At 57.7% G+C, this 18,726-nt stretch carries 16 protein-coding genes; 3 read left to right on the top strand and 13 right to left on the bottom strand.

Translation table 11 applies throughout. The features are described from left to right. Window positions 1-2: 2 nt before the first annotated feature. Together ftsH and rlmE are read right to left on the bottom strand one after the other, a co-directional pair. Entirely contained in the window at window positions 3-1,910 is a 1,908-nt protein-coding gene (gene ftsH, locus ACOI8A_RS09045) for an ATP-dependent zinc metalloprotease FtsH (RefSeq protein ID WP_420647812.1), read from the bottom strand. A 202-nt stretch (window positions 1,911-2,112) separates the two neighbouring features. Further along, complete coding sequence (rlmE, locus tag ACOI8A_RS09040) at window positions 2,113-2,742, bottom strand: 23S rRNA (uridine(2552)-2'-O)-methyltransferase RlmE (protein WP_420647554.1); 630 nt, start codon at window positions 2,740-2,742, stop codon at window positions 2,113-2,115. A gap of 101 nt (window positions 2,743-2,843) precedes the next feature. Between rlmE and ACOI8A_RS09035 the strand changes: the two genes are divergently transcribed. Beyond that, a complete protein-coding gene (locus tag ACOI8A_RS09035; RefSeq protein ID WP_420647553.1) occupies window positions 2,844-3,152 on the top strand; it encodes a YhbY family RNA-binding protein in 309 nt (102 codons plus the stop codon). A gap of 205 nt (window positions 3,153-3,357) precedes the next feature. On the opposite strand, the gene greA is transcribed toward ACOI8A_RS09035, so the two are convergent. The 7 genes from greA to grpE all read right to left on the bottom strand — a co-directional run bounded on the left by greA (window position 3,358) and on the right by grpE (window position 13,392). After that, window positions 3,358-3,834: a transcription elongation factor GreA gene (gene greA / locus ACOI8A_RS09030; RefSeq protein WP_420647552.1), complete on the bottom strand. Its 477-nt coding sequence runs from the start codon at window positions 3,832-3,834 to the stop codon at window positions 3,358-3,360. Then, entirely contained in the window at window positions 3,831-7,052 is a 3,222-nt protein-coding gene (carB, locus tag ACOI8A_RS09025) for a carbamoyl-phosphate synthase large subunit (RefSeq protein ID WP_420647551.1), read from the bottom strand. The genes greA and carB overlap by 4 nt, the downstream gene beginning before the upstream one ends. A gap of 123 nt (window positions 7,053-7,175) precedes the next feature. Beyond that, a complete protein-coding gene (gene carA, locus ACOI8A_RS09020; RefSeq protein ID WP_420647550.1) occupies window positions 7,176-8,312 on the bottom strand; it encodes a glutamine-hydrolyzing carbamoyl-phosphate synthase small subunit in 1,137 nt (378 codons plus the stop codon). 258 nt (window positions 8,313-8,570) lie between these two features. Further along, window positions 8,571-9,377 (bottom strand): 4-hydroxy-tetrahydrodipicolinate reductase, encoded by an 807-nt coding sequence (gene dapB / locus ACOI8A_RS09015; protein WP_420647549.1) that lies wholly within the window; start codon window positions 9,375-9,377, stop codon window positions 8,571-8,573. 9 nt (window positions 9,378-9,386) lie between these two features. Next, window positions 9,387-10,511, bottom strand: a complete 1,125-nt coding sequence (dnaJ, locus tag ACOI8A_RS09010) for a molecular chaperone DnaJ (RefSeq protein ID WP_420647548.1) — start codon at window positions 10,509-10,511, stop codon at window positions 9,387-9,389. Between the two features lie 295 nt (window positions 10,512-10,806). Then, window positions 10,807-12,723, bottom strand: a complete 1,917-nt coding sequence (dnaK, locus tag ACOI8A_RS09005; protein WP_420647547.1) for a molecular chaperone DnaK — start codon at window positions 12,721-12,723, stop codon at window positions 10,807-10,809. Between the two features lie 102 nt (window positions 12,724-12,825). Beyond that, complete coding sequence (grpE, locus tag ACOI8A_RS09000; RefSeq protein ID WP_420647546.1) at window positions 12,826-13,392, bottom strand: nucleotide exchange factor GrpE; 567 nt, start codon at window positions 13,390-13,392, stop codon at window positions 12,826-12,828. A gap of 240 nt (window positions 13,393-13,632) precedes the next feature. Between grpE and recN the strand changes: the two genes are divergently transcribed. Next, complete coding sequence (gene recN, locus ACOI8A_RS08995; RefSeq protein WP_420647545.1) at window positions 13,633-15,306, top strand: DNA repair protein RecN; 1,674 nt, start codon at window positions 13,633-13,635, stop codon at window positions 15,304-15,306. A gap of 75 nt (window positions 15,307-15,381) precedes the next feature. Here recN and fur read toward each other — a convergent pair whose 3' ends face one another. Beyond that, window positions 15,382-15,786 (bottom strand): ferric iron uptake transcriptional regulator, encoded by a 405-nt coding sequence (gene fur / locus ACOI8A_RS08990; RefSeq protein WP_016771770.1) that lies wholly within the window; start codon window positions 15,784-15,786, stop codon window positions 15,382-15,384. 97 nt (window positions 15,787-15,883) lie between these two features. Here fur and ACOI8A_RS08985 point away from each other — a divergent pair, with 97 nt between their 5' ends. After that, window positions 15,884-16,411, top strand: a complete 528-nt coding sequence (locus ACOI8A_RS08985) for an outer membrane protein assembly factor BamE (RefSeq protein ID WP_420647544.1) — start codon at window positions 15,884-15,886, stop codon at window positions 16,409-16,411. Between the two features lie 60 nt (window positions 16,412-16,471). Here ACOI8A_RS08985 and ACOI8A_RS08980 read toward each other — a convergent pair whose 3' ends face one another. Genes ACOI8A_RS08980 through ACOI8A_RS08970 form a run of 3 tightly spaced genes read right to left on the bottom strand, consistent with a single transcriptional unit; the run spans window position 16,472 to window position 18,624 of the window. Further along, the gene (locus ACOI8A_RS08980) at window positions 16,472-16,786 is read right to left on the bottom strand and encodes an RnfH family protein (protein ID WP_420647543.1); all 315 of its coding nucleotides are present in this window, start codon (window positions 16,784-16,786) and stop codon (window positions 16,472-16,474) included. Next, window positions 16,779-17,213, bottom strand: a complete 435-nt coding sequence (locus tag ACOI8A_RS08975; protein WP_420647542.1) for a type II toxin-antitoxin system RatA family toxin — start codon at window positions 17,211-17,213, stop codon at window positions 16,779-16,781. The genes ACOI8A_RS08980 and ACOI8A_RS08975 overlap by 8 nt, the downstream gene beginning before the upstream one ends. Before the next feature lie 7 nt (window positions 17,214-17,220). Beyond that, a complete protein-coding gene (locus tag ACOI8A_RS08970) occupies window positions 17,221-18,624 on the bottom strand; it encodes a sodium-dependent transporter (RefSeq protein ID WP_420647541.1) in 1,404 nt (467 codons plus the stop codon). Window positions 18,625-18,726 lie beyond the last annotated feature (102 nt).

Here is an 18,726-nt window from a genome sequence, read left to right as displayed (position 1 = left end):
CCTTAAACGTCAGCAGCCGGACCGCCAATCGGTGTTTCCGGACGCGGATCCTGAGCCACTGGAGGCGGAGGCGTACCGGTGCCGCCTGACCAGTCGCGAGGCTCACGAGGCGTGCGACCCGCCATGATGTCGTCGATCTGTTCGGCGTCGATCGTCTCGTACTTCATCAAGGCATCAGCCATGGCGTCGAGCTTGTCACGGTTGTCCGTGAGAATCTGCTTGGCCGTGCCGTAGCACTGGTCAATGATGCTGCGCACTTCGGAATCGATCAGTTTGGCAGTTTCACCGGAGAAACTTGCGCCCTGACCGCCACCACCGCGACCGAGGAATACTTCACCCTCTTCTTCGGCATACATCAGCGGACCGAGTTTTTCCGAAAGCCCCCACTTGGTCACCATGTTCCGTGCGATCTGACTCGCACGCATGATGTCGTTGGAGGCACCGGTGGTTACACCGTCGAAACCCAAGGTCATTTCTTCAGCGATACGGCCGCCATACAGCGAGCAGATCTGACTGATCAGCGCGCGCTTGGACAGACTGTAACGATCTTCTTCCGGCAGGAACATGGTCACACCCAGTGCACGACCGCGCGGGATGATCGACACCTTGTAAACCGGATCATGCTCAGGCACGACGCGGCCAACGATGGCATGGCCTGCTTCGTGATACGCAGTATTACGCTTCTCTTTTTCGGACATGACCATGGATTTGCGCTCGGCGCCCATCATGATCTTGTCTTTCGCCAGTTCGAACTCTTTCATCTCGACGATGCGCTTGCCGGCGCGGGCAGCGAACAGCGACGCTTCGTTGACCAGGTTGGCCAGATCGGCACCGGAGAAGCCCGGAGTACCACGAGCGATAACAGCCGGAGCGACATCGTCACCCATCGGCACTTTGCGCATGTGAACCTTGAGGATCTGCTCACGGCCACGAATGTCCGGCAGACCAACCACAACCTGACGGTCGAAACGACCCGGACGCAGCAGAGCCGGGTCAAGTACGTCTGGACGGTTGGTTGCGGCGATGACGATGATGCCGTCATTCATTTCGAAACCATCCATCTCGACCAGCAACTGGTTGAGAGTCTGCTCACGTTCGTCATGACCGCCGCCCATACCTGCGCCACGGTGGCGACCGACGGCGTCGATTTCATCGATGAAGATGATGCATGGAGCGTGTTTCTTGGCCTGCTCGAACATGTCGCGAACACGGCTCGCACCGACACCGACGAACATTTCGACGAAGTCCGAACCGGAGATGGTGAAGAACGGCACCTTGGCTTCGCCGGCAATCGCCTTGGCCAGCAAGGTTTTACCGGTACCCGGAGGACCGACCATCAGCACGCCGCGAGGAATGCGACCGCCCAGGCGCTGGAACTTGCCCGGATCGCGCAGAAATTCAACCAGTTCGCCGACTTCTTCCTTGGCTTCGTCGCAACCGGCAACGTCACCCAAGGTGGTTTTAACCTGATCTTCAGACAGCAGACGTGCCTTGCTCTTGCCAAAGCTCATCGGCCCGCCCTTGCCACCAGCACCGCCCTGCATCTGGCGCATGAAGAACATGAACACCGCGATGATCACCAGGATCGGGAAGCTGGCCACCAGAAGCTGGGTCCAGATGCTTTGCTGCTCAGGCTGCTTGCCTTCAACCACAACGTGATTGTCGACCAGATCACCGATCAGGCCATTATCCTGAATTGCCGGACGAATGGTCTTGAAGCTGTCGCCATCGTTGCGTTTGCCGGTAATCACATAGCCGTCTACCGCTACGCGCTCGACCTTGCCATCCTTGACCTGCTGGATGAAGTCGGAATAGTTGAGGGTCTGCGGCTCGTTAGGGCTGGAGAAGTTGTTCATCACCGTCACCAGGACAGCCGCGATGATCAACCACAGGATCAGATTCTTTGCCATATCGTTCAATTAACTACCCTCTGAAGCAAGCTCCGCTACTGGCGCGCGCTTCGCATGATATTCACCGGCCTAACTTACTACATTACCTACAACTCTGGCAGGCGCCGTCTGTAACCCTTTGTGAAACACTTTCCACACAATATTCGCTAAAGCGTGCGAGGCGAAATACTAAAAACCTATCACCTCGCAAGAAAACCTCGTTTTACTCACCACGTCCGCGATAGCCCCAAGCCAGCATGTATTGCTCACGAGAGGTGCCACGGGAAGAATCCGGCTTGATCATCTGGATCTTGTCGAATTTCTTACGAGCGTCTTTCAGGTAAACATCAAACCCTTCACCCTGAAAAATCTTGATGACGAAATTACCGCCCGGCTTGAGTATCCGCTCCGCCAGATCAAGCGCCAGTTCACAAAGGAACATGGCTTTGGGCATATCCACTTCAGGCGTACCACTCATATTGGGGGCCATATCGGAAATCACAAGGTCTACCTGCGAATTACCCACAGCCTCAAGGATCTGAGCGAGCACGGCATCCTCAGTGAAGTCGCCCTGGATGAAGGTCACGTCTGGAATGCTGTCCATCTCCAGAATGTCCGAAGCGATCAGACGCCCCTGACCACCGATCAGCCGGCTTGTCACCTGCGACCAGCCACCAGGCGCCGCACCCAGGTCGACAACGCTCATGCCAGGACGGATCAGCTTGTATTTCTCCTGGACCTCCAGAAGCTTGTAACTCGCACGCGAGCGATAACCATCCTTCTGCGCCTGCTTCACATAGGGGTCATTGACATGTCTTTTCAGCCAACCAAGGCTTGTCTTGGAACGCGCCATTGGGCACCTCGATGATTAGGGTCGTGATTAGTTGGGCGGATCCACGAACCCTCGGGTAAAATAGCCGCCATTTTACAGAATCCAGACGAAAGGGTCAGATTATGCCGCTCACTCCAGAGCAGAAGAAACAGTACAAATCCATTGGCCACCACCTGAAACCAGTTTTGACTGTGGCTGACAATGGTTTGACTGAAGGTGTGTTAGCCGAGTTTGAACGCGCTTTGGCGGATCACGAGCTGATCAAGATCAAGCTCAACATCCTCGATCGCGAGTCGCGCCTGGCGTCCATTGCAGAACTGTGCAAGGCCGGCAAGGCGGACCTGGTTCAGGTCATCGGCAAGATGGCACTGCTTTACCGCAAGAACTTCAGCGCCAACAAGCAGCTGTCGAACGTCCATCGCTTCAAGTGATGGCAAGGGTCAAGGGTGTGCTTCGCGCACCCTGCCACTCCGCTCCACCTCTCGCACCATAGACTGACAAGGCCCTCGGCCTGTACCAGCACCAAAACCCGAATTATTCAGTGACGCTGTGGCGCAAACCATCAGCGCGTTCGGCGTGCCTGTCATTCCAATAGCCACGAAAGCAGGGCGCCCGCATTTAGCGGGCGCCCCTTTTTCAGATGTGACGAACTTCGACGATCTCGTACTCGATCACGCCGCTTGGCGTTTTCACGGCAACCACATCGCCTTCTTCCTTGCCGATCAAGGCACGGGCCAGCGGCGAACCAACGGAAATCTTGCCGAGTTTGAAATCAGCTTCATCCTCACCGACGATGTGGTAAGTCACCGACTCATCAGTTTCGACGTTGGCGATTTCAACGGTAGTGCCGAAAATCACTTTGCCGGTGTGCGGAATCGACGTGACATCAATGATGACCTGATTCTGAATCCGGCCTTCGATGTCACGGATCCGCGCTTCGACCATACCTTGCTGTTCGCGGGCGGCGTGGTACTCGGCGTTTTCCTTGAGGTCACCCAGCTCGCGAGCCGTACCGATGTCCTGGCTGAGCTTCGGACGGACGACCTTGGTCAGGTGAGTGTGTTCTTCTTCCAGGGCTTTCGCGCCTTGGACGGTCATTGGGTACTTGATCATGCCTTCAATCCTGCGTGTAGATCCTGCAAGCGGCGCACGGTCTTCTCGGGACCGAATTTCAACGCTTCACAGATAGCTTCGCCAGCAGCGATGGTGGTGGTGCAGTAGATCTTGTGCTGCAGAGCGTTGCGGCGAATGGAGTAGGAGTCGGCGATGGACTGACGACCTTCGGTGGTGTTGATGATCAGGGTGACTTCGTCATTCTTGATCATGTCGACCACGTGCGGACGACCCTCGGTCACCTTGTTCACGCGACGCACTTTCAGGCCTGCGGCTTCAATCAGCTTGGCAGTGCCGGCAGTGGCGACTACTTCGAAGCCCAAGTTGATCAGATCACGCGCCACGCCTGCAACCAGTGGCTTGTCATCGTCACGCACGCTGATGAACGCGGTACCGCCGGTCGGCAGCACTTCGCTGGCACCCATCTGGGCTTTGGCAAAGGCTTCGCCGAAGGTGTCACCGACGCCCATCACTTCGCCGGTCGACTTCATCTCCGGGCCGAGGATCGGGTCAACGCCAGGGAATTTGGCGAATGGGAATACCGCCTCTTTCACGCTGTAGAAGTTCGGAATGATTTCTTTGGTGAAACCGATTTCCTTCAGGGTTTTACCGGCCATCACGCGGGCAGCGATCATGGCCAGGGAAACACCGATGCACTTCGATACGAACGGTACGGTTCGCGAGGCGCGCGGATTGACTTCGATGACGTAAATGTCTTCGCCTTGCAGCGCTAACTGCACGTTCATCAGGCCGACAACGCCCAGTTCCAGGGCCATTTTCTTGACCTGTTCGCGCATCTCGTCCTGGATGTGTGCCGGCAGCGAGTACGGCGGCAGCGAGCACGCGGAGTCACCGGAGTGAACGCCAGCCTGCTCGATGTGCTGCATGATTGCGCCGATTACTACGTCGGTGCCGTCGCAGACTGCATCCACGTCCATTTCGATGGCGCAGTTGAGGAAGTGGTCGAGCAGCACCGGGCTGTCATTGGACACTTTCACCGCATCACGCAGATAGCGCTTGAGCTCTTCTTCTTCGTAAACGATTTCCATCGCACGACCGCCCAGCACGTAGGACGGGCGAACCACCAGCGGGTAACCGATCTTGCTCGCGGCACGAATCGCTTCGTCTTCGCTGCGCACGGTGGCGTTTGGCGGCTGACGCAGGTTCAGGCGCTCGACCATTTGCTGGAAGCGCTCACGGTCTTCGGCACGGTCGATGGCGTCAGGGCTGGTGCCGATGATCGGCACGCCGGCGGCTTCAAGAGCACGAGCCAGTTTCAACGGGGTCTGGCCGCCATACTGAACAATCACGCCTTTCGGTTTCTCGACGCGGCAGATTTCCAGCACGTCTTCCAGGGTTACCGGCTCGAAGTACAGACGGTCGGAAGTGTCGTAGTCGGTGGAAACGGTTTCCGGGTTGCAGTTGACCATGATGGTCTCGTACCCGTCTTCGCGCAGAGCGAGGGCGGCGTGTACGCAGCAGTAGTCGAACTCGATGCCCTGGCCGATACGGTTAGGACCGCCGCCCAGAATAATGATCTTGTCACGACCAGACGGCGCAGCTTCGCACTCTTCCTCGTAAGTCGAGTACATGTAAGCGGTGTCGGTGGCGAACTCGGCGGCGCAGGTATCAACGCGCTTGTAGACCGGGAAAATATCCAGCTTGTGGCGATGAGTCCGCAGGTTTTTCTCGGTGACGCCCAGCAGCTTGGCCAGACGCATGTCTGAGAAGCCTTTGCGCTTGAGGCGGAACATCATGTCGCGGTCGATGCTGGCCAGACCGAGGGTCTTGACCTTCTCTTCTTCCTTGATCAGATCTTCGATCTGCACCAGGAACCACGGGTCGATCATGTTCATGCCGAAGATATCTTCGACGCTCAGGCCCGCGCGGAAAGCGTCCGCCACGTACCAGATACGCTCGGCGCCAGGCACGGTCAGTTCACGCTTGAGCACGCTCATGCTTTCCGGATTGCTCAGGTCGAGCTTCTCGTCCAGACCGCACACGCCGACTTCCAGACCACGCAGGGCTTTTTGCAGGGATTCCTGGAAAGTCCGGCCGATGGCCATGACCTCGCCAACCGACTTCATCTGAGTGGTCAGACGCGCGTCAGCCTTGGGGAATTTCTCGAAGGCAAAACGTGGCAGCTTGGTGACGACGTAGTCGATCGACGGCTCGAAGGACGCCGGAGTAGCGCCACCGGTGATTTCGTTTTGCAGCTCGTCCAGGGTGTAGCCGATCGCCAGCTTGGCAGCGATACGCGCAATCGGGAAACCTGTGGCTTTCGAGGCCAGGGCCGAGGAACGGGATACCCGCGGGTTCATCTCGATGACGACCATGCGACCAGTGTCCGGGCAAATGCCGAACTGGACGTTGGAGCCGCCGGTTTCCACGCCGATCTCGCGCAGTACCGCCAGGGAGGCGTTACGCATGATCTGGTATTCCTTGTCCGTCAGGGTCTGTGCCGGCGCTACAGTGATCGAGTCACCGGTGTGCACGCCCATCGGGTCAAAGTTTTCGATGGAGCAGACGATGATGCAGTTGTCCTTCTTATCGCGGACAACCTCCATCTCGTACTCTTTCCAGCCGATCAGGGATTCGTCGATCAGCAGCTCTTTGGTCGGCGACAGGTCCAGACCACGGGCGCAGATTTCTTCGAACTCTTCACGGTTGTAAGCGATACCGCCACCGGTGCCGCCCATGGTGAAGGACGGACGGATGATGCACGGGAAGCCGAGCTTCTCGAGCACTGCGTTAGCTTCTTCCATGCTGTGGGCGATGCCCGAGCGCGGGCAGTCGAGGCCAATGGATTTCATCGCCTTGTCGAAGCGCGAACGGTCTTCGGCCTTGTCGATGGTATCGGCATTGGCGCCGATCATTTCCACGCCGAATTTCTCCAGAACGCCTTCGCGCTCCAGGTCGAGGGCACAGTTCAGAGCAGTCTGGCCGCCCATGGTCGGCAGCAGCGCGTCCGGACGCTCTTTCTCGATGATCTTGGCAACGGTCTGCCACTTGATCGGCTCGATGTAGGTGGCGTCGGCCATGTCCGGGTCGGTCATGATGGTGGCCGGGTTGGAGTTCACCAGGATGACGCGGTAACCCTCTTCGCGCAGGGCTTTGCAAGCCTGGGCGCCGGAGTAGTCGAATTCGCAGGCCTGACCGATAACGATCGGGCCAGCGCCGAGAATCAGGATGCTTTTAATGTCTGTACGTTTTGGCATGGTTGTCACTCAAATCCGCAGGTCAGTCGGCAAGCCGTCTTGATCGATTTCTGAAGTCCCGAAGGGGCCGCCGGATTCGGGGCCGCCCTCGAGGGCTTCTCTCTACAGTCTCAAGGCGAACGCTTAGCGTCGCTTGGCCATCTCGTTGATGAAGCGGTCGAACAGTGGCGCGACATCGTTCGGGCCCGGGCTGGCTTCAGGGTGACCCTGGAAGCTGAACGCGCTCTTGTCGGTGCGCTCGATGCCTTGCAGGGTGCCGTCGAACAGCGATTTGTGGATCGCGCGAACGTTGGCCGGCAGGGTCGCTTCATCTACCGCAAAACCGTGGTTCTGGCTGGTGATCATCACGACGCCAGTGTCCAGATCCTGCACCGGGTGGTTGGCACCGTGGTGGCCATGGCCCATTTTCAGGGTCTTGGCGCCGGAGGCCAGAGCCAGCAGTTGGTGACCGAGGCAGATACCAAATACCGGAATCTCGGTCTCCAGCACTTCCTTGATCGCCTGGATGGCGTAGTCGCAAGGCTCCGGGTCACCAGGGCCGTTGGACAGGAACACGCCGTCCGGCTTGAGTGCCAGTACATCGGCAGCCGGGGTTTGTGCCGGCACCACAGTGACGCGGCAACCGCGCTCGACCAGCATGCGCAGGATGTTGACCTTGACGCCGTAGTCGAAAGCGACCACGTGATATGGCAGCTCGGAAGCTTCGATGGTCGCGTGGCTGTCGGTCTTCAGGTCCCAGACAGTCGAGCGCCACTCGTATTGTTTCTTGGTACTGACGACTTTCGCCAGATCCATGCCTTTCAGACCCGGGAAGCCTTGCGCAGCGGCAATCGCGGCTTCTTCGGAGATGTTGTCGCCGGCCATGATGCAGCCGTTCTGGGCGCCTTTTTCACGCAGGATGCGCGTCAGGCGACGGGTGTCGATACCAGCGATTGCCACAACATTGTTGGCTTTCAGGTAATCGTCCAGGGACATCGTGTTACGCCAGTTGCTCGCCACCAGCGGCAGGTCACGAATGACCAGACCTGCGGCCCAGACACGATCCGACTCGGCGTCTTCCGGCGTGGTGCCGGTGTTGCCAATGTGCGGGTAGGTCAGGGTAACGATCTGTTGGGCGTAGGAAGGATCGGTAAGGATTTCCTGATAGCCGGTCATTGCGGTGTTGAACACCACCTCTCCAACGGTCTGGCCGTCGGCTCCAATGGCCTCACCGCGAAAAATGCTGCCATCAGCAAGGGCAAGTATGGCTGGCTTAGTCAAGAAGACCTCCCGTAAATAACGCATGAAAGGGCAATCGCAGGTTGTAAAAAAGCGGAATGACGTATGGACACGTCACCCCGCTTGTTCACTGAATTATTCTGCGCGCTTTTAGTGGACACACTAAAGCTGTAGCTTACAGAAAAAGGCTTTTTTGGTCTACCGCCAATGAGCCCGAAAGGGCAGAGAATGCGACAGGACGTCGCCTGGCGGAACAAACCGGGCTCAAACGTATAGTTTGAACCCGGTTTTCGTAGCGTGTTAATGCAGGTCGAGCACGTCTTGCATGTCGTAAAGACCCGGCGCGCGGCCATCCAGCCACAGCGCCGCACGCACCGCACCCTTGGCGAAAGTCATGCGACTGGAAGCCTTGTGCGTGATCTCGAGACGCTCACCTTCACAGGCGAACAGCACCGTGTGATCACCGACCACATCACCACCACGCACGGTGGCAAAGCCGATGGTTTCACGCTCACGCACTCCGGTGTGACCTTCTCGACCGTAGATCGCAACTTTCTGCAGATCACGATCCAGCGCGCCGGCGATCACTTCACCCATGCGCAGAGCCGTACCTGACGGCGCATCGATCTTGTGTCGATGATGCGCTTCGATGATTTCGATATCCGCATCATCACCCAGCACGCGTGCCGCCATATCCAGCAACTTCAGCGACAGGTTGACCCCAACACTGAAGTTGGCAGCGAACACGATGGGAATGTCCTTGCCCGCGTCGGCCAGCAATTGCTTCTGCGCGGCGTCCAGCCCGGTCGTACCGATGACCATGGCCTTACCAGCCTTGCGGCAGAACGCCAGATTTTTCAGCATGACTTCCGGCAATGTGAAGTCGATCAGTACGTCGAACTCTTCCGCTACCGCTTCAACATGACCGGACAACGGCACGCCGATCCGCCCCAGTGACGCCAGCTCACCGGCATCGACGCCGATCAGCGTGCTGCCAGGACGAACGATGGCGGCAGTCAGCCCGGTCAGCGGCGCGCGCTGCTGCACGGCCTCAACCAGAATCTTACCCATACGCCCGGCGGCGCCCATCACTGCAATACGTCGCATGCCGACTCCTTACAAATCGCCGAAGAAGCGCTTCACGCCGTCGAACCAGCCAGTGGTTTTCGGCGAGTGGCTGTTGTCATCCGCCAGTGAGCTGCGGAATTCTTCGAGCAATTCGCGCTGACGACGGTTCAGATTGACCGGAGTCTCGACCGCCACGCGGCACATCAGGTCGCCCGCACCGCCGCCACGCACCGGAGCCACGCCTTTGCCGCGCACGCGGAACTGCTTGCCGGTCTGGGTGCCTTCAGGGATTTTCAGTTTGACGCGGCCATCAAGGGTCGGAATTTCCAGCTCGCCACCCAATGCTGCGTCAACAAAGCTGATCGGCACTTCGCAGAACAGATGCTTGCCGTCGCGCTGGAAGATCGAGTGCTCGCGCACGTTGATAACCACGTACAGGTCGCCGGTCGGACCACCTTGAGTACCCGCTTCGCCTTCGCCGGACAGACGAATGCGGTCGCCAGTGTCAACGCCAGCAGGGACTTTCACCGACAGGGTTTTGTATTCTTCGATGCGACCATCACCGTGGCACGAATCGCACGGATCGGAAATGATCTTGCCTTGGCCATGGCAGCGCGGGCAGGTCTGCTGCACCGAGAAGAAACCTTGCTGCATGCGCACCTGACCGATACCGCCGCAAGTCGGGCAAGTCGACGGCGAAGAGCCTTTCTTGGCGCCCGAACCATCGCACGGCTTGCAGTTGACCAGTGTCGGAACGCGGATATTCACGGTCGTGCCGCGCACCGCTTCTTCCAGATTCAGCTCCAGGGTGTAGCGCAAGTCGCTGCCACGCTGGGCGCCGCCACGGGAACCGCCGCGACCACCACCGAAGAAGTCACTGAACACATCGCCGAAGATGTCGGAGAAATTCTGCCCGCCGAAACCGGCACCGCCGCCACCCATGCTCGGGTCAACGCCAGCATGACCGTACTGGTCGTACGCCGCGCGCTTGCTCGAGTCGGACAGCACTTCGTAGGCCTCGTTGGCCTCTTTGAACAGTTCTTCCGATGCTTTGTCATCGGGGTTACGGTCCGGGTGATGCTTCATTGCCAAGCGGCGGTAGGCCTTCTTCAGGTCTGCTTCGCTTGAGCCACGCTCAACACCCAATACTTCGTAATAGTCACGCTTAGCCATAAGTCTTTGCACTCTTAAGGACGTTCGGCAAAACCCTCCTGAGCTTCGCCAAACTCGTTGAGCCCCAATACAGGCCCGGACCCAACTCACGTCAATTCAACGATCCTGGTCTTTGATTCATGCGGTATTTGCGGCGGAAAAGCAGGAGCATCTTCGGCCATACCACCAGCACCCGAGCGTTGTCGCATGCTGTAAAAATTCGCGTATTCCAGATACGCCAACGCGGGAGCAAGCTCCCGCGCGGCGACATCCTACCAGTCACCGCCGTGAGGCAGTCAACCGGACGACCACTGACTTACTTGTGGTCTTTGACTTCTTCGAACTCGGCATCGACAACGTCGTCAGCCTTTTCAGCCTTCTCGTCCTGCGGTGCCGCGCCCTCAGCAGGCTGAGCCTGTTCGGCGTACATCTTCTGAGCAACCGGCGCGGAGACTTTCGACAGTTCTTCAACCTTGGCGTCGATGGCAGCCTTGTCGTCGCCTTTAACGGCAGCTTCCAGGGCAACCACAGCAGCTTCGATTGCGGTCTTCTCTTCTGCGGTCACTTTGTCGCCAGCATCAGCGATCATCTTGCGAGTCGAGTGAACCAGCGCGTCACCCTGGTTACGGGCAGCAGCCAACTCTTCGAACTTCTTGTCCGCTTCAGCATTGGTTTCAGCATCACGGATCATCTGTTGAATTTCATCATCAGTCAGGCCCGAGTTGGCCTTGATGGTGATCTTTTGCTCTTTGCCAGTAGCCTTGTCTTTCGCACCAACGTGCAGGATGCCGTTGGCGTCGATGTCGAAGGTCACTTCGATTTGTGGCACGCCACGTGGTGCTGGTGGAATCTCAGCTAGGTCGAACTTGCCCAAGGACTTGTTCTGTGCGGCTTGCTTACGCTCACCTTGCAGCACGTGAATAGTCACGGCGCCCTGATTGTCGTCGGCGGTCGAGAACACTTGGGATTTCTTGGTAGGAATCGTGGTGTTTTTCTCGATCAGCGCGGTCATCACGCCGCCCATGGTTTCGATACCCAGGGTCAGCGGGCTGACGTCCAGCAGCAGAACGTCTTTTACGTCACCGGCCAATACTGCGCCCTGGATAGCAGCACCCATGGCAACGGCTTCGTCCGGGTTCACGTCTTTACGTGCTTCTTTACCGAAGAACTCGGTCACCAGCTTCTGAACCAGTGGCATACGGGTCTGACCGCCGACTAGGATCACGTCGTTGATCGCGCCAACATCGATACCGGAATCTTTCAGCGCGATACGGCAAGGCTCGATGGTACGTTGAACCAGGTCTTCAACCAGTGCTTCCAGCTTGGAGCGCGAGATTTTCACGTTCAAGTGCTTAGGACCGGTAGCGTCTGCAGTGATGTACGGCAGGTTAACGTCGGTCGACTGCGAGGAAGACAGCTCGATCTTGGCTTTCTCAGCGGCTTCTTTCAGGCGCTGCATGGCCAGCGGGTCACCTTTGAGGTTCATGCCGCTTTCTTTCTTGAATTCGTCAACGAGGTAGTCGATCAGACGAATGTCGAAATCTTCACCGCCGAGGAAGGTGTCACCGTTGGTGGCCAACACTTCGAACTGGTGCTCGCCGTCAACTTCAGCGATTTCGATCACGGAAACGTCGAAGGTACCGCCACCCAGGTCATAAACGATCACGGTGTGATCGCCTTTGGCCTTGTCCATACCGTAAGCCAGAGCGGCTGCGGTTGGTTCGTTGATGATACGTTTTACGTCCAGACCAGCGATGCGGCCGGCGTCTTTAGTGGCTTGACGCTGGCTGTCGTTGAAGTAGGCCGGAACGGTGATGACCGCTTCGGTTACGGTTTCGCCCAAATAATCTTCGGCAGTCTTCTTCATCTTTTTCAAGATTTCAGCCGAGATTTGCGGCGGCGACATTTTCTGGCCGTTTACTTCTACCCAGGCGTCGCCGTTGTCAGCCTTGGCGATTTTGTACGGGACCATCTTGATGTCTTTCTGTACGACTTCTTCGTCGAACTTACGACCGATCAGACGCTTCACCGCATACAGGGTGTTGTGCGGATTGGTCACAGCCTGACGCTTGGCCGACTGACCAACAAGGATCTCGCCATCGTTGGCATAAGCGATGATCGACGGCGTGGTACGCGCGCCTTCAGCGTTTTCAATAACTTTGGCTACGCCGTTTTCAAGAACGGAGACGCAGGAGTTGGTAGTCCCCAGGTCGATACCGATAATTTTGCCCATGTTAACTCTCCCGAAACTTTGGATTTGGTTGCCGCAGCAGTGGTGGCTAACTGCGGTAGCACTTAAACGCTTGACTTCTAAATGGGGGCGCTGCGGCTAATTTCAAGCCTTCTCATCAATAGAAGGCGAAACTGACGATGGCGCCTTGCTGACGACAACCATCGCTGGACGCAGCAGACGACCGTTGAGCTGGTAGCCCTTCTGGAAAACCTTCAACACGCTGTTTGGCTCAACGTTGGCGCTTTCCTGCATGGCCATTGCCTGATGCTCTACAGCGTTAAAAGGCTCACCTTCCTGCGGAGCAACAGCTACAAGGTTGTAGCGCGCCAGGGTGTCGTGGAACATTTTCAGGGTCAGCTCGATGCCTTCACGCATCGGACGAATGCTTTCATCATCCGCGTTCGACAGCTCGAGGCCGCGCTCCAGACTGTCAACAATCGGCAGCAGGTCGCCGGCAAATTTTTCCAGCGCAAACTTGTGCGCCTTTTCCACGTCCTGCTCGGCACGGCGGCGGACGTTTTGCAGATCGGCGGCTACACGCAGAGATTGATCCTGCGCAGCGGCCAGTTGCTCTTCGAGCAATTGCACACGAGTAGCGTCATCACCTGACGCGGCGGTCGCCTGATTGGCGTCCGTGTTTTGCGGATCTAGCGTCTGTTCGTCAGCCATGGAGTTCTCCTTTCAATAACGTCCGCGAGCTCGACTCGCGCTTCTGTCCCGGTATATGGGGCCGCAAAATCAGGCTTCAAGGGCGACGATTCATTAACCCTACAAAAAAGTGCTGCATTTTCATTTCCTCGCGCGATGTGCGTTTGGTCGGATCAAGCAAATGGACCTGAGCGAGGGCATTGTCAGCCAGAAACAAAACACTGTATAAATAACCAGACCTAAAGCCTGGGAGCGGCCGTCATGCTGGTGCACCTGTCCGTACATAACTACGCCATCGTTGAACATCTCGATCTCGAACTCGATCGCGGGATGAGCGTGATCACTGGGGAAACCGGCGCCGGCAAGTCGATCATGCTCGATGCCTTGGGTCTGACCCTCGGCGATCGCGCCGACAGCGGCGTGGTTCGTCCCGGTGCCGACAAGGCGGATATCCTCGCCACTTTCGACCTAGTCGACATTCCAGAAGCCAGCGCCTGGCTGGCCGAGCGTGACCTGGACAACGAAGGCCCGTGCATCCTGCGCCGCGTGATCACCTCGGAAGGACGCTCGCGTGGCTACATCAACGGCACGCCCTGCCCGCTCGGCGATCTCAAGGCTTTGGGCGAATTGCTGATCGATATTCATAGTCAGCATGAGCATCAATCCCTGCTCAAGACCGACACCCATCGCCGCTTGCTCGACGAATATGCCGGCGCCACCGATCTGGCCCGTCAGGTACAGCTTGCTGCCCAGCGTTGGCGCCAGACCCGTCAGGAGCTGGAGCGTCTTTCCAATTCCGGCGATGAACAACGCGCACGCCATCAACTGCTCAGCTATCAGCTTGAAGAGCTGGAAAACCTCGGCCTCGGTGAAAACGAGCTGGAACAGCTGGAGCAGGAACACAAAAACCTGACCAATGCCGAAACCCTGCTTGGCATTTGCCGGCAAGTGGTCGAGCAGTGCAGCGAAAGTGATTCAGGCAATGTGCTGAATGCGCTGACCGCCAGCCTCAATCGCTTGTCGAGCGTGAATAATTCAGTCGGCGCTCTGGGCGAAGCCAGCAGCCTGCTGACCAGTGCGCAGATCCAGGTCGAGGAGGCCGTCGGCGAGCTCAACCGTTTCCTCGACAACTTCGATGCCGACCCGGCGCGCCTGCAATACCTGGAAGAACGCCTCGACGCCATCTACACCTTGGCGCGCAAGCACCGGATCCAGCCGACCGAAGTCGCCGACATGCAGCAAAAACTGCTGGATGAAATCGAGACCCTCAACGCGAATGATGAATCCATCGAGCAGCTAGGCGAAGAACTCGCCTCGTTTGCCCGCCACTATAAAGAGAAGGCCCGCGAGCTGAGCGACTTGCGCCATCAAGCGGCAGGCAAACTGGCCAGTGCTGTGGAGCAAGAGATTCAGCGCCTGGGTATGCCGGGCGGTCGCTTTACCATCGAGTTGCGCGCCAACTCCAGTGACGAATTGCTGCCTAACGGCCTCGAGCAGGTTGAATTGCTGGTCAGCGCCAACCCGGGTCAGCCGCTGAAGGCATTGGCCAAAGTGGCATCCGGCGGTGAGCTGTCACGGATCAGCCTGGCGATTCAAGTCATCACCGCGCAGACCTCCCGCGTTCCAACATTGGTATTCGACGAAGTGGACGTGGGGATCGGCGGTCCAACGGCGGAAATTGTCGGCCAGTTGTTGAGGCGCCTCGGGGATCGCGGGCAGGTACTGACCGTGACGCACTTGCCGCAAGTGGCTGCGCAAGGTCATCAGCATTTGTTCGTGCACAAGGTGCGCGGCGAGCAGGCGACCCACACTGCGGTATCGAAGCTGAGCAAAAATGAGCGCATAGAAGAAGTCGCGCGGATGCTCGGCGGCATCGATCTGACCAAGGAATCCTTGGCTCACGCGAAAAAAATGGTTGTTACGGCAAGAGTTTAAGCACAGCAGAAAGCACGAAGGCGACCCTTGGGTCGCCTTCGCTCGTTTCGCGAACCTGAAATTCGCGCGACATGCTTACTTTTTCTTGCGTACGTACAGCACGAGATTGTGATCAACCATCTCAAAACCGTGCTTCTCGACGATGGATTTCTGAAGTTTTTCGATTTCTTCGTCGAAGAATTCGATGACTTCACCCGACTCCACGTTGACCATATGGTCGTGGTGGCCACCGTCGGCCAATTCAAACACTGCGTGGCCGCCGTCGAAGTTGTGACGGACCACGAGGCCAGCGGCTTCGAACTGGGTCAGAACACGGTAAACCGTGGCCAGACCGACGTCCTCGCCCGCTTCCATCAACGCCTTGTAGACGTCCTCGGCACTCATGTGACGCTGCTCTGTAGAGTCGAGCATTTGCAGGATCTTGACCCGTGGCAGGGTCACTTTGAGGCCGGCTTTGCGTAGTTCGCTATTTTCAACCATGGTCAGCTTTCTCGCGATGCTGCTTCGCAGCTTCTCTTAATGCGGGTATGATCGGCGTTTACGTTGTCCCAGCCAAGATAGTGGAAGTCGCCCACCGATGCAAAACACCAAGCTCTTGCTAACCAGTTTCACCTTTGTGGGACTGCTCGCACTCGCCGGTTGTTCATTCCCCGGGGTTTACAAAATCGACATCCAGCAGGGCAATGTCGTCACGCAGGACATGATAGACCAGTTACGCCCGGGAATGACCCGCCAGCAAGTACGGTTTATCATGGGTAACCCTCTGCTTGCCGACACGTTCCATGCCGATCGCTGGGATTATCTGTATAGCCTGCAACCTGGTGGCGGTGAACGCCAACAGGAACGCATGAGTGTTATCTTCAACCCGAACGACCAGCTTGTCAGCCTGTCCGGTGACTTCATGCCGGGCGTAAGCCGTGACGAAGCCATTCTCGGCAAGGGCAGCGACACTAACGTGACCGCGCCTGCTGAAAACGCCGAGAAGCCAGCACCGGAAAAACCGGTCAAACCAGGTTCTTTGCTGGATCAGATCCAGAAGGACGTGGATGGTGTGGAGACCGTTCCGGTCCCGACACCAGAACCGCTGGACACCTCGCCGCAGTAATTGGCGGGGCAATAAAAAACCCGGATATCCGGGTTTTTTATTGCCTGCCATTTGGCCAGCTTACAGATTTCGAGCTTTGGCCTCGGCAGCCTTGGCGGCACGCAAGCGCCGCACTTCTTTCGGATCGGCCAGCAGCGGTCGGTAGATCTCGATCCGATCCCCCTCTTGAATCAAGCGAACGTCAGGATCAGCAATCACCTTGCCGAAGATCCCCACAGGACAGCTCGCCAGATCCAGCTCGGGAAACTCATCACCAATACCTGACGCCATCAGCGCCGCACGCACCGTCAAGCCATCGACCACTCTGAAGGTGCGCAGCACCTGACGATCAACTGCGGCGTACACCACCTCGATTTCGATCACTGCTTTAACCATGCATCTGCTTGGCGCGCTGGCAGAACGCATCCACCAGCGTGTTCGCCGCCTGATTGAACAACGGCCCGAGCGTGGCGCGCACAATCGGCCCGGCGTAGTCGAAGGACAGATCCAGGCTGATCTTGCAGGCCTTGTCGCTCAACGCCTTGAACACCCAGACGCCATGCAACTGATTGAACGGGCCTTCTTCAAGGTTCATCTCGATCGACTGCCCTGGCACCAGCGTATTACGTGTGACGAAATGCTGACTAAGCCCGCCCTTGGCCACGCCGACACTGGCGCGCATGTGCTCCGGGGAGCTTTCCAGCACTTCGGCCGCCGAACACCAAGGCAGAAATTCCGGATAGCGCGCCACGTCGTTGACCAAGTCGTAGAGAAATTGCGCCGGGTACGGCAGCAATGCCGATCGTTGAATATGTGTCGTCATGTAAGCGTCACTTCCAGAGCTGAGCGGCAAACACTACAAGAATGCCGATGGGCGCCACATAGCGCATCAAGAATAGGGACAGGGCGAACAGCGCCGGATTGCGGATCGACAATTCGTCGCGTACCGCTTCACGCCCCATCACCCACCCGGCAAACAATACGAAACACAAACCACCGAGTGGCAACATGATCCGCGAGGTGAAGAAGTCGATCACGCCGAAGAAGTCCAGACCGCTCGCCGCACCCCACTGGTAGAGATGGAACATCCCGCCTTCGTTCACGAAAAATTTGGCTTCCTTCCAGATATTGAAGGAAAACACCGTGCCCAGACCGACGAACCAGCAGGTGAATGCCAGCCAGAAAGTCACCCAGGCGCGGCTGATTTTGGTGCGTTCAACGAGGTAAGCGACCATCGGCTCGAGCAGTGAAATCGCCGAACTCCAGGCAGCAACAGCCACCAATACGAAGAACACTACCCCCATCAATTGGCCGAACGCTACGTTACCAAAGGCAAATGGCAGACTGACGAACATCAGACCGGGGCCTTCGCTCGGGTTCAGGCCCGCAGCAAATACGATAGGAAACAGCGCCAGACCGGCCACCAGCGACACAAACGTATCGAGCAATGCAACGCCGACGACCGTGCCGGACAGCGACGAGTTCTTCGGCATATAAGCGCCGTAAATCATGATCGAACCTACGCCCACGCTCAGAGAGAAAAACGCGTGGCCCATGGCCGGTAACAATCCGTCGAGGACTTTTTCCGGATGGAAATCGAACATGAAATGCACGCCTTCCATGAAATGCCCGGTGGTCATGCTGTAACCGAGCAGTACCAGAATCATCACGAACAGCAACGGCATCATGATGCGCAGGCTGCGTTCCAGCCCGGCGACCACGCCTTTGGCGATTACCAAGGCCGAGAGCAGCATAAAAATCGTATGCCAAAGTGTCAGGCGCCACGGATCGGCGATCACATTACCGAAATAGGCACCGACCTGAGCGGCCGATGCGCCCTGGAAGTCGCCACGCCCCATGTCAATGATGTAATCCAGCGACCAGCCGCCAACCACACTATAGAAAGACAGGATCAGCAACGCCGTGATCATCCCGGCGAAGGCGCCCCATGACCATTTTCCCGAGTGCCCGGCTTCGACCGCCAGCACCTTGAGGGCGTTGGCCGGACTCTGCCGCGCACGCCGGCCGATCAGGGTTTCAGCGAGCATCACCGGGATGCCGATCAGCGCGATACACGCCAGAAACATCAGCACAAAGGCGCCGCCGCCGTAGACCCCGACCATGTAGGGAAACTTCCAGATACTACCCAGTCCCACGGCCGAACCGGTCGCGGCGAGTATGAAGACCCAGCGGCTAGCCCAACTGCCGTGGACAGAAACCTTGTCTGTCGACATCGTTTATCACGCCCAAGCGTTAGAAAAAGAGGCCGCATTGTCCGGGATTCACTCAACCTGCTCAAGCACGCAGCATCACCGTAGCCGACAGCCGTTTATCTC

It is taken from the genome of Pseudomonas sp. P4795 (genome assembly GCF_048822895.1).
In the GTDB taxonomy this organism is placed as follows: Bacteria; Pseudomonadota; Gammaproteobacteria; order Pseudomonadales; family Pseudomonadaceae; genus Aquipseudomonas.
Note: the sequence above shows the minus strand (reverse complement) of the source record. Positions and strands in the feature narration are given on the sequence as shown.